Annotated in this window: 6 protein-coding genes; 4 read left to right on the forward strand and 2 right to left on the reverse strand. The window is 61.1% G+C overall.

From position 1 onward, the window contains the following. Positions 1–190 precede the first annotated feature (190 nt). Positions 191–5,665, forward strand: coding sequence for a beta strand repeat-containing protein (locus AB4Z19_RS07635; protein WP_442034883.1), 5,475 nt, complete (start codon positions 191–193; stop codon positions 5,663–5,665). Positions 5,666–5,732: 67 nt separating this feature from the next. Here AB4Z19_RS07635 and AB4Z19_RS07640 read toward each other — a convergent pair whose 3' ends face one another. Beyond that, entirely contained in the window at positions 5,733–7,268 is a 1,536-nt protein-coding gene (locus AB4Z19_RS07640) for a S8 family peptidase (RefSeq protein ID WP_442034885.1), read from the reverse strand. Between the two features lie 437 nt (positions 7,269–7,705). Further along, the gene (locus AB4Z19_RS07645; protein WP_442025624.1) at positions 7,706–8,914 is read right to left on the reverse strand and encodes a LysR substrate-binding domain-containing protein; all 1,209 of its coding nucleotides are present in this window, start codon (positions 8,912–8,914) and stop codon (positions 7,706–7,708) included. A 128-nt stretch (positions 8,915–9,042) separates the two neighbouring features. On the opposite strand from AB4Z19_RS07645, the gene AB4Z19_RS07650 reads away from it, so the two are divergent. The 3 genes from AB4Z19_RS07650 to dctA are packed head-to-tail and all read left to right on the forward strand — an operon-like array spanning position 9,043 to position 12,184. Continuing rightward, positions 9,043–9,900, forward strand: a complete 858-nt coding sequence (locus AB4Z19_RS07650; protein ID WP_442025623.1) for an amidohydrolase family protein — start codon at positions 9,043–9,045, stop codon at positions 9,898–9,900. Beyond that, complete coding sequence (locus tag AB4Z19_RS07655; RefSeq protein WP_442025622.1) at positions 9,897–10,793, forward strand: hypothetical protein; 897 nt, start codon at positions 9,897–9,899, stop codon at positions 10,791–10,793. The genes AB4Z19_RS07650 and AB4Z19_RS07655 overlap by 4 nt, the downstream gene beginning before the upstream one ends. A 50-nt stretch (positions 10,794–10,843) precedes the next feature. Further along, positions 10,844–12,184 carry a C4-dicarboxylate transporter DctA gene (gene dctA / locus AB4Z19_RS07660; RefSeq protein WP_442025621.1) on the forward strand — a complete coding sequence of 447 codons (1,341 nt, stop codon included), beginning with the start codon at positions 10,844–10,846 and terminating at the stop codon, positions 12,182–12,184. The last annotated feature ends 7 nt before the right edge of the window (positions 12,185–12,191 follow it).

The following is a 12,191-nucleotide window of genomic DNA, read 5'->3' on the forward strand; positions in this document are numbered from 1 at the left end:
GCTCAGCCGGTATCTGGCCTTGCATAGCGCAATTGACGTATTACCGCCTGCTAGTGGAAGGGTTACCCTTTTATGGTTGCGTTTGCAACAAAACTGGGTGTATTGGCGCGAATTGATGAGAAACGCGTCCAATCATTTTTTAAGAAAAGAATCGATTCCCCACCGCTAGTTCAATACGAGGTAAGCAATCATGAGCAGCGTTCTTCAGATCGACGAAACAAGCGGGGTCCAAAACGTTCAGGGCACCCTCAGCACCAATGACACATCAATTGGCAATTTTCCTCCCGAGTTCGATGCCATTCTCGCCGCAGTGACAGCGGCTGGCACCGGCACCGGGCAGAGTGCGACCGGGGCCGCAGTCAGCGGCGCCACCAGTGCAAATCCCTTGGGTGCCAATGCACTTTCATTCGGACCCAATGTAAATGACGTGGCATTTGTGGTCGCAGCCGGCACCTACAGCGGCCTCATGACGACAAACGGCACGAAAATATTCTTATATGTCTATCCAGGCGACAATAACGTTGTGCTGGCACGGGAAGGAACTGCCGGCGGCATTGCAGACCCGAGCGGAAGGCTGGCCTTCGCCATCTACCTCGATACGGGGACCGTGGCACCCGGCGACGCCGGCGCCACCGGCGCCAAGGTCTGGCTGGCGCAGTATGACTCGCTGCTCCAGCCCGACGCTACCAACCCCAATGACCTTGTATTCCTTTCCAACGTTCTGAATTACCAGGTCAATACGCTACAGAGCTTCAGTCTTGAGAAAGCGCCCTCCGGGCAGAATCTATTCCTGATGTTCGGTCACGCCAAGGACCCGGCAACGGCCGGTGACGATGTCGCCCTGGTCGTGACGGCGGCCGACGCCCAGGCCGGCGGCACAGTGAACTCCAGCCAGGGCGGTACTGATGCAACGATTGGCACGAACAACCAGATGATCGATGCCAATCACGGCCTGATCTTCACTTTCGTGACCAATGCGAATCCCGACTTTACGGTGCCAAATCTTACGCACGCGGAAGCGACCACCGCTGCCGATATTCAGTTTGAGGGGCTGGCTGCAGCGACCATGGCATCGTTTGTCGTGTCACAAACCCAGCCGAACCAGCAAACCACCACGGTTAAAGTCAGCGCCTTCAATACGGCGCTGGAAACCGGCACCGCCTATGTACCGGGACTGCACAACGACTCTCACATCGACGTGACCTCGGTCACGGTGCGGGACCCCAGCGGCACCATTCTCGAGAAGTCGGATGGATCGGTGAATACCGCCAACCTGAGTATCTCGATTGTCAATGGCATTGCCACCATCACCGGCGCAAAAGCCGACTACACCATCGAATACACGACGACCGCCTCGCACAATCGGGTGGAAATCGACAACGTGGGCTCAGGCGCCACAGACAATGCCAAGTTCGACATCGGCAATTTCAAACTTCAGACCGGCAGCGACAATGTGCAGCCGCTGGCCGACCTGGGGTTTGCCGACGATGCACCAACCGCCGCCGCGTCCTTGGGGGCCGGCGCCGTGGCGCATGACGAGACTGTCGGCAACCAGGCCGATGCGAACGACACCACCGCGGCAGCCGTAGTTTCCTTGTTCAGTGGCGTCACTACCACCAGCAGCCAGATGGCAGCAGGCTACGCACAAGGATCCGCGTCGGTGATCGATTCAAGCGCCAGTGTGGGCGGCGCGGATGGACTGGCCAGCACCGTCTACTCGCTTGCCGTATCGGCTGCTGGCGTCGACTCCGGACTTGATACCGTGGCCGGTGACAGCATCTTCCTGTTCAAGGAAGGCGACCTGGTCGTTGGCCGGATCACTTCTGCGGGCGCCGACAACGGTAAGGCGGCATTCGCGGTAGCGATCAACTCGTCCACCGGTGTGCTCAGTATGGCGCAGTACAACGCCATCAAGCATCCCACTGGCGGCACTTCCAGTCCCGATGAATCACTCTCGGTCGCCAATACCGCGCTGCTGGCCGTCGTCACCGTCACGGACGGCGATGGGGACCCTAGCTCCGCTTCGGTGGCAATCGGTGCGCGCGTCTCGATCCAGGACGATGGCCCGAGCGCCGCAGCGGCTCTTGGCACGGGCCAGGTGCGGCATGACGAAACCGTTGGTAATCAAGGCGACGCAGACGACAGCACAGCTGCGGGTGTGATCTCCCTCTTCTCCGGCGTGACAACAACCGGCACTCAGATGGCGGCCGGTTACGCGCAAGGCTCGGCCTCCGTGATCGACTCAAGCGGCAGCAGCGGCGGCGTCGATGGACTGGCCAGCACGGCCTACTCGCTCGACGTATCGGCGGCAGGCGTCGACTCCGGCCTCGATACCGTGGCTGGCGACAGCATCTTGCTGTACAAGGAAGGCAGCCTTGTTATAGGTCGCATCTCTTCCGCGGGCGCCGACAATGGCAAGGCGGCGTTCGCAATTGCGATCAATTCCTCCACCGGTGTGCTCAGCATGGCGCAGTACAACGCCATCAAGCATCCGACTGGCGGAACTTCCAGCCCTGACGAGTCGCTGTCCATTAACAACGCCGCCCTGCTTGCGGTTGCAACCGTGACCGATGGCGATGGCGATACCAGTGCGGCATCGGTGGCAATCGGCGCGCGCGTGTCGATCCAGGACGATGGCCCAAGCGCGGCGGCAGCCCTTGGTGCAGGCCAGGTGCGGCATGACGAGACAGTGGGGAATCAAGCCGACGCCGACGATACAACTGCCGCGGGCGTGATCTCCTTGTTCTCCGGCGTGACAACGACCAGCACCCAGATGGCGGCAGGCTATGCGCAAGGCTCGGCCTCCGTGATCGATTCGAGCGGCAGCAGCGGTGGCGTTGACGGCATCGCCAGCACGGTGTACTCGCTCGATGTATCGGCAGCGGGCGTTGATTCGGGCCTCGATACCGTGGCTGGTGACAGCATCTTGCTGTACAAGGAAGGCAGCCTGGTTATTGGACGCATCTCTTCCGCGGGCGCCGACAACGGCAAGGCGGCATTTGCGATTGCGATCAATTCGTCCACCGGTGTGCTCAGCATGGCGCAGTACAACGCCATCAAACATCCAACTGGCGGCGCTGCCAGCCCCGATGAATCACTCTCGGTTGCCAATGCGGCGCTGCTTGCCATCGCGACCGTCACCGATGGCGACGGCGATGCCAGTACCGCATCGGTGGCAGTCGGTGCCCGCGTCTCCATCCAGGACGATGGTCCGAGCGCTGCAGCAGCGCTTGGCACAGGCCAGGTACGGCATGACGAAACCGTAGGCAATCAAGCCGACGCAGACGACACTACGGCTGCCGGCGTGATCTCCCTCTTCTCCGGCGTGACAACCACAAGCACCCAGATGGCGGCAGGTTATGCACAAGGCACAGCCTCCGTGATCGATTCAAGCGGCAGCAGCGGCGGTGTCGACGGCATTGCCGGTACCGTCTATTCGCTTGCCGTATCGGCTGCCGGCGTTGATTCGGGCCTCGATACCGTTGCCGGCGACAGCATCTTCCTGTTCAAGGAAGGCAATCTGGTGATCGGACGGATCTCGTCCGCAGGTGCCGACAATGGCAAGGCGGCGTTCGCGGTTGCGATCAATTCCTCCACCGGTGTGCTCAGTATGGCGCAGTACAACGCCATCAAGCACCCGACTGGCGGTGCTTCCAGCCCGGACGAGTCGCTGTCTGTCGCTAACGCCGCCTTGCTGGCCGTGGCCACAGTAACGGATGGCGATGGCGATACCAGTGCCGCATCGGTGGCAATCGGCGCGCGCGTGTCCATCCAGGACGATGGCCCAAGCGCGGCAGCAGCGCTTGGCGCAGGCCAGGTGCGGCATGATGAGACAGTGGGTAACCAGGCTGACGCCGACGATACAACTGCCGCGGGCGTGATCTCCTTATTCTCGGGCGTGACAACGACCAGCACCCAGATGGCGGCAGGTTATGCCCAAGGCTCGGCCTCCGTGATCGATTCGAGCGGCAGCAGCGGTGGTGTCGACGGCTTGGCCAGCACCGCCTATTCGCTCGACGTATCGGCGGCGGGTGTCGACTCAGGCCTCGATACCGTGGCTGGCGACAGCATCTTGCTGTACAAGGAAGGCAGCCTGGTTATCGGACGCATCTCTTCCGCCGGTGCCGACAATGGCAAGGCGGCATTCGCGATTGCGATCAATTCGTCCACAGGTGTGCTCAGCATGGCGCAGTACAACGCCATCAAGCATCCGACTGGCGGCGCTGCCAGCCCTGACGAGTCAGTGTCCATTGCCAGCAATGCGCTGCTGGCAGTTGCAACAGTCACTGATGGCGACGGCGACACCAGCGCGGCCTCAGTGGGCATTGGTGCACGCGTATCGATACAGGACGATGGTCCGTCGCTGGCCTTCGGCAATCTGGTTGGGACCGGAGTCATCGATCCGCAATACGGTTACTGGACCAGCGCCACTGGCGTCGACAAGCTTGGCGCCACAGGGCTCGACATCACGCTCAATTCCTTCTCGCTGGTGCGGCCGGACGGCTCCACGCTGGCGGGTGCGGGATCGACCTTCAGCGAGCTGGCCGGTTCGCCGGATGCAAGCGGCAACTACCTCTTCTCGGGCACATTGACGGGGGACTTTGACAACAACCCGGCCACCGCAAACACCGTCGAGCATTTCACCTTGACTGCGTTTGCCAACGGCACCTACGCCCTCGACCTGGTCGAAGGCTTCCAATCCACTACGACCGAAAGTACCAGTAACGGCACGCTTGATTCGGGCGGACCGGACCCCGTACGCACCCTGACCATCGGCACCGACAGCGTGGTGTTCTTTGCTGCCAAACCGTTGGCGACGTCTGCGCAGTTGCTGTCCGGTGTCGGGCTTGGCGCCCCTGACCCAACCGAAGCACAGCTGCAAACGAACCCGCTGCCGGACTACATCGACGGCACCAAGGCGCTGAACGTCAGTTCTTCCGGCATCGGCAACAAGAACAACAACCTTCAAGGGGACAGTGATGCTGCCATTACGGCTGGCGATGAAAGCTTCGTCGCCAATCCAGGAACGCAGTTCACTAGCGCGAAGGTGTTCATCGATAATGCGGTCACCGGATACAACTTCACAGGCGGCGAGCGCCTGTACTATCGCCTCATCTTTGCCGACGGCACCGACTCGGGCCAGGTACTGGTCAACACGAATGTAGCAACCACAGGCCACGTGCCAGTGCCCTTCACTGTTGACGGTGGAGGCAAGCTGATTGACGCGCTTCAGCTGACGATGGCCACCGGCGTGGTGAAGATTCCTGAGATCCAGTTCATCACGCAGATCAACAATCTGGCCAACGGCATCAAACTCGACTTCACCTCGACCATCACCGATGGCGATGGCGATACAGCCAGCAGCACGTTTGGGGCGAATCTGTCGGCAAACAAACTCGGAGCGGCCTTCGACTACGTACTCACCGGGACTTCAGGCAAGGCTGACGCCTTTGACGTCGACCTGGCCTCGAACCTCACAAAGTACCAGGTCAACGGCTTCGAATTGGGCGCCGACAAGCTGGTGCTGCTTGGTGCGAACAGCTACACGCTTGACACCACGACGGCCGATACCAAGGTCGATATTGCGGAGACAGGAGGGCAGCATACCTTCGTGACCGTTGTCGGCGTGCATATCGCCGCAGCGGACATCGCGACGATAACCTGACCGTAAACGCACTGAGCCGGACGGTGTGCTATCACCGCCCGGCTCAGGGATCAAGTATCGAGCCGCCTTAAGGCTTGGCGATAACGATTTGCGACACCGAATTCTGGGTGCTGTCGTAAGACATCAGCGTGCCCGTAATCCGGGTAGCGCTGAGAGTAACCGAAGCCGTGCTACTCGTCTTCAGCGTAGCGCTGCTCAAGGTGCAGGTGCCGGTGGTATTCGTGGTGCAGCTGGAGTTGCCGCCTGCGGAGAAGCTGCCATCCACGACAGCATTGACAACGGCTGCGCCGGTGGCAATGTCACGCACCTTCACGACGGCGTTCGCCTTCCAGTTACCGCCGGATTTGGTAGCGCTGCCGACCATCGATTGCACTGCAACGACCTTGGTTGCTGGCTGCTGCACCGGCGCCAGGCTGCCCGTGAACAGCAGCAGGTTGGGCGACCCCGCGCCCATGGCGGCGGCCGACAGGCGGTTTGGCGTGCCGTTCGACACAATCCAGGAAGCGACTGCGGCCGGCGAAGCGGTCGGATTACTTGCGAGTACCAGTGCGGCAACGCCCGCTACATGAGGCGACGCCATCGACGTGCCGCTGATCGTGTTCGTTGCGCTGGCGTCGGTATTCCAGGCCGAGGTAATGCTGCTGCCCGGCGCAAAAATGTCCACGCAGGTGCCGGTGTTCGAGTAAGAAGCGCGCGCATCGATGCTGGTGGTGGCACCCACCGTGATCGCGGTCGGTTCGCGGGCAGGCGAAACGGTGCAGGCATCGGCATTGCTGTTGCCGGCTGCGACCACAACCGTCACGCCTTTCGCCACAGCACCCGCAACTGCGGCGTCAACCGCAGCGGAAGCGCCGCCGCCCAGCGACAGATTCGCCACTGCCGGACGCTGGGTGGTGTTCGCAACCCAGTCGATGCCGGCGATCACGGTACTCCATGCCGCGGAGCCGGCGCAATCCAGCACGCGCACGGGAACCAGGCTCACGCCCTTGGCAACGCCCCAGGTGGTGCCGCCCACGGTGCCTGCCACGTGCGTGCCGTGGCCATTGCAATCGTTGGTGCCATTGCCGTCGCCGACGAAATCGATGCCGGCTTGCACACGGCCGGTAAATTCGGTGTGATCGGCGCGAATGCCGGTGTCGACAATGAACGCCGTCACGCCAGCGCCGGTACCGGAATAGTGGTACAGCAGGTCAAGCGGACGATCGGCCTGATCGATACGGTCCAGTCCCCAGGTCGCGTTGTTTTCCGTCGCGGTGGCCGTCAGCGTGACGGTCTGGTCCTGCTCGATGAAACGCACGTTTGGGTTATTGCGCAGGCCTTGCACTGCGGCGTCCGGCAGACTGGCGGAGAAACCCTTCATCACTTTGCTGTAGGTATGCAGTACCTTGCCGCCGCGGCCCTTCATCATGTTTTCCGCTTCAGCAGCCGGGTTGACCACGCTGTCGCGGAACACGATCACGTAACGGCCAGGAATCGGACGGGACTGCCCGAATGGATGGGTGGCAGCGGTACCATTACCTTGCGCATAAGCGGAAGGGGCGCACAGAACCAGAGCCGCTTGCGCGACAGCCGCGACGATGCGGCAGAAAGCTTTAGAGATCATTTGGATGCGAAATAAGAAGAAGATGGGGCTCAGGCGGCCGGAAATACGGAAATGGACTGGGGCAATGGACGGAAGCGAGTCAACATCTACTCCTTAAATAAATTGAAAACATGCTTTAAAACCAGTTTCTCTTTGAAATAATAAAATTACGGAAGGAATTTATTACTTTCAAGAAAATAGTTACTGAAACGAAGTTTCCCATGATTTTCGGCATCACGCAATTATTTTCTGAAAGAATTATTCCAATATCGCGCGCACGCAACGGCTTGAAGAAATAAATATTTCCCCAGCTTCAATCGAATTGAATTTAAATCAGCAGAGTTAATAAAATGGCTTGCAGCCACAGTTTGACTGACGCGCAATATTACACATAAATCAAACTGCACGTTTGATTTATTAAATACGCTGAGGAATTATTTAAATAAGGACGGGCATTATTAACCATATACCGCACGGCATTCGGCACGCAGGCAATTAATAAATTCCAGCTGAACCGGGGTTGCCAGCCAATCACTGCGGATTGTGTAGCCCACAGTGCGGTGCTTATCGGGGGTAGGCAAATTCAAGGCGACCACGTCGTCGCGGTAGCTGCCGAACAGCAGGTGTGAGCGCGACAGCAAGGATACGCAATCGCTCTCCGCCAGCATGGTCATCATCATGGATAGGGAGCTGGTTTCGACGGCTACGCGCGGCGGCCTGGGCAATGTGGCAAACAGCGCTTCCACTGCATGCCGGCGCGGCATGCCGGGCTGCGGCACCACCCAATCGTAATCCGCCAGATCACCGGGCGTGACCGGCTCGCGCGACGCCAGCGCGTGGCTGCGCCGAACAACAACCACATAGGGATCGGCGAACAGCTCCGTTTCGACGGCGGCGCCTTCCAGCCGCGGGCTGCGCAATGCGCCAACGATGATGTCGATGGTGCCGAAAGCCAGCGCGCCGAACAGCTGCGCGTGCGTGCCTTCGTGGATTGCAATGGCGGCATTCGGATAGGCCTCGCGCAAGCGCGCAATGGTCCTGGCCAGCAGCAATTGCGGCAGCAGCGGCAGCACGCCGATGACGACCTGGCCACCTGCTTGTCCCCGTGCCGTTGCCAGATCGATGGCGGCCTGGTCGATTTCATGCAGCGCCACGCTCAGGCGGCGCGCAAACTCCAGCCCGGCGGCGTTGGCGGTGACGCTGTGCACCCGGCGCCGGTACAGCGAAGTGCCGACTGTTTCTTCCAGCTGCCGTCCGGCCCGATGCACGGCGGGTTCGGAAATGCCCAGGCGGCGCGCGGCCTCGACCGCTGAGCCATGCTGCGCGATAGCGATATGGCAACGCAGTTGCGCATCGGTCAGACGGCGGCAAATGGCCGGGATCTGCGGCGCTGGCCGCGTGCCGATGAGCTCGGCAACCGCCATCCCGATCTGATCCAGCATGCGCTTGACGCGGCGCTGCAACAGAGCGCCCTCCCCGGTCAGCTCGCTACCGTTGAAGCCTCGTTCGAATAGTTGAGCGCCATAAGCAGCTTCCAGTTTCTTGATGGCCTGGCTGACGGCTGGCTGCGTCATGCCCACCATGTCGGCGGCCTGGCTGATGCCGCCGGCCCGGCATACCGCATCGAACAACATCAGGCGCCGCAGGCGTGTCGTGTCTTCACTCATATATCCAGCTTAACCTAAATCCAGCTTAACCTAAATTTATGTCTTGCGACGCACTACTAATTAGCGTCGACGCAAAACCCAACCCTATACTTGGTTCATCCTTTCAGATCACAACTTATGGGGTTCACATGTTTGAAATCGTCGATACGCATACCCATGCCATTTCGACCGACACAACGCGCTACCCGCTGGCGCCGGTAGGCGGCCACCAGTCCGACTGGTCGGCCAAGCGTCCAGTGGATTACGCCGGCCTGCTGGCGCAGATGGACAAGGCCGGCATCGCCCGTGCCATGGTGGTGCAAGCCTCCACGGTGTACGGCAATGACAACAGTTATGTGGTCGATGCCGTGCGCGCCCATCCCGATCGCTTCCGCGGCGTTTTCTCGATCGACGTGCTGGCCGCAGATGCCGTATCGCAGCTGCAGCGCTGGCTGGATGCTGGCCTGGATGGCCTGCGCCTGTTCACCACCGGCAGCACCATGCCCGGCCAGGCGGACTGGCTGGACGACAAACGCTCCTTCCCGGTCTGGGATTACGCTCAGCAGCACGGCGTGTCGATCTGCCTGCAAATGACAGCTGCGGGCATTCCCGCCCTGATCCGCATGCTGGAGCAGTTCCCGCGCAGCCGCGTGCTGCTGGACCATCTGGCCCGTCCGGATCTGGCGGAAGGCCCGCCATACGCATCAGCGGCGCCCTTGTTCAGCCTTGCCAAATACCCCGGCGTGAATTTGAAGCTGACCAACCGCACGATTCACGAATCCGCACGCGGCGCCTCCACACCGGCCGCCTTCTTCCCGCGCGTGATCGAAGCCTTTGGCGCCAGCCGCATCGCGTGGGGTTCCAATTTCCCGGCCGCCGAGGGCGCGCTGGCCACGCTGCTGGATGAAGCGCTCAGCGCGCTGGCAGGGGTTACCGAAGCCGATCGCGCCTGGATTTTCGGCGATACTGCCCGCTCGATCTACCCTGGCCTGAACCAGAAGGCATGAAGAACATGGACAAGGACATTCCGGTGCTGCGCACCGCACTCAAGACCTATCCGCATACGGCTGCGATCAAGTCCGGCGAGCTGACCGACCCGCGCGTGCGCCTCGATTGCGTCGATGTCGATCCGATTTACCGCGCCTTCGCACCGATGGCGCGCCAGCAGGCCTACGACGTCAGCGAGATGGCCATCGTCACGTATCTCCAAGCCAAGGCATACGGCAAGCCGCTGGTGCTGCTGCCGACCGTGGTAGCGGCGCGCATGCAGCAAGGTTGCCTGGTGTACGATGCCAGGCATGGCACCCGCTCGCTGGACAGTCTGACCGGCGCCCGCATCGGCGTGCGCGCCTACTCTCAGACGACTGGCATGTGGGTGCGCGGCATTCTGGCCAATACCTACGACGTGGACACCAGCAAAATCGCTTGGGTCACCTACGAAGACGCGCATCTGGCCGAATACGCCGACCCGGCCATCGCCACGCGTGCGCCAGGCGGCAAGACGATGCTGGGCATGCTGCAGGACGGCGAAATCGATGCGGCCATATTCGGCAACGATCTGCCCAAGGACGAAAACATCCGTCCCGTGATCCCGGACCATGCCGCGGCAGACCAGGCCTGGCGCGCCATGCATCATCAGGTGCCGATCAACCACGTGGTCGTGATGCACCGCGCCGTCGCCGAGCGTCACCGCGACGCCGCACAGGCCGTGTATGACCTGCTGGAACGCGGCAAGGCACTGGCGCCGCCGACACCGGCAGACCGCCTGCCTGGCGGGATCGAAAGGTTGCGCGATCGGCTCGAACTGGTACTGGATTTCTGCCTGCAACAGCAGCTGCTACCGCGCCCGCTGACTGTCGATGAAATCCTGAACGACAGCCTCGAATTTGTCGACGCCTGAACAATATAAAAAATATAAAGAATATAAGCAATATATTGGAGACCTTGAGCATGGACGCAACAAATCACCCGCCTACCCGGCGCCGCTTCTACCACGACCTGTCGTTCCAGGTGTTCTTCGGCATCGCGCTTGGTGTCGCGCTGGGACACTTCTGGCCGGCAGGAGGCGCCGCCGTGCAGCCGCTGGGCGAAGCCTTCATCCGCCTGATTCAGATGGTGGTCGGCCCCATCATCTTCTGCACCGTCGTCACCGGCATTACCGGCGTCGGCAGCATGCGCAAAGTCGGCCGGCTTGCCATCAAGGCGCTGATCTACTTTGAGGTGATCACTTCGCTGGCCCTGGTGCTCGGACTGGTCACCATCAACCTGCTACAGCCCGGCGTCGGCATGAATATCGACCCCGCCTCGCTGGACTCCAGCAGCGCCGATGCCTACATCACCACCGCGCGCCATTTCACCACCACCAGCCAGTTCCTGCTGAATGTGATTCCGAAGACCTTGGTTGCCGGCTTTGCCAATGGCGACATCCTGCAGATTCTGTTCTTCTCCGTGCTGTTCGCCTTTGGCATGGCGGCGGCAGGCGAACGCGCCAAGCCAATGCTGAGCGTGATCGACAGCTTCTCGCAGGGTGTCTTCTGGATCATCAAGCTGGCAATGCGGGTGTCGCCGATTGCCGCTTTCGGTGCGATTGCCTTCACGGTCAGCAAATTCGGTTTCGGCTCGCTGCTTTCGCTGGGCAAGCTGGTCGGCGAGTTCTACCTGACATGCGCCCTGTTCCTGTTGCTGATCCTGGAGCCGGTGGCAATGTGGAGCGGCTTCAGCCTGCTCAAGCTGATGCGCTATCTGCGGGCGGAATTGCTGCTGGTGATCGGCACCAGCTCATCCGAAAGCGTGCTGCCGCAGCTGCTGCAAAAGCTTGAACAGCTGGGTTGCGAAAAGTCGGTGGTAGGCCTCGTGGTCCCGACCGGCTATGCCTTCAATCATGACGGCACCTGTCTTTACTTCGCCGCCGTTGCCGTGTTCCTGGCCCAGGCGACCAATACCGCACTCGGCTGGGAGCAGCAACTGGCGCTGCTGGTGGTCCTGCTGCTGACGTCGAAAGGCGGGGCCGGTATCGCCGGCTCAGCGATTGCCGTGCTGGCTGCCACGCTGGCGGCAACCAATACGATTCCGGTGACGTCCATCGCCCTGATCCTCGGCGTGCACCGTCTGCTTTCCTCAGCCTTTGTGTTTATCAACATCATCGGCAACGCCGTCGCGACCATCTTCGTCGCACGCTGGGAAAACGCGCTCGACCGCGGCAAACTCGTGGCCGAACTGAAGGCCGGCTACCGCCCGCCGGACGACCCGGAGCGTAATAGCGCCAAGGTGCGCCTGTACTCGGCATCCTGATCCGCAT

Source organism: Pseudoduganella sp. RAF19 (genome assembly GCF_052114165.1).
Taxonomy (GTDB): Bacteria; Pseudomonadota; Gammaproteobacteria; order Burkholderiales; family Burkholderiaceae_D; genus Rugamonas.

What these genes read in the sequence shown, in the direction of transcription:
- AB4Z19_RS07635 (WP_442034883.1), top strand. Translation starts at nt 191, where the DNA reads ATGAGCAGCGTTCTTCAGATCGACGAAACAAGCGGGGTCCAAAACGTT.
- AB4Z19_RS07640 (WP_442034885.1), bottom strand. Translation starts at nt 7,268, where the DNA reads ATGATCTCTAAAGCTTTCTGCCGCATCGTCGCGGCTGTCGCGCAAGCG.
- AB4Z19_RS07645 (WP_442025624.1), bottom strand. Translation starts at nt 8,914, where the DNA reads ATGAGTGAAGACACGACACGCCTGCGGCGCCTGATGTTGTTCGATGCG.
- AB4Z19_RS07650 (WP_442025623.1), top strand. Translation starts at nt 9,043, where the DNA reads ATGTTTGAAATCGTCGATACGCATACCCATGCCATTTCGACCGACACA.
- AB4Z19_RS07655 (WP_442025622.1), top strand. Translation starts at nt 9,897, where the DNA reads ATGAAGAACATGGACAAGGACATTCCGGTGCTGCGCACCGCACTCAAG.
- dctA (WP_442025621.1), top strand. Translation starts at nt 10,844, where the DNA reads ATGGACGCAACAAATCACCCGCCTACCCGGCGCCGCTTCTACCACGAC.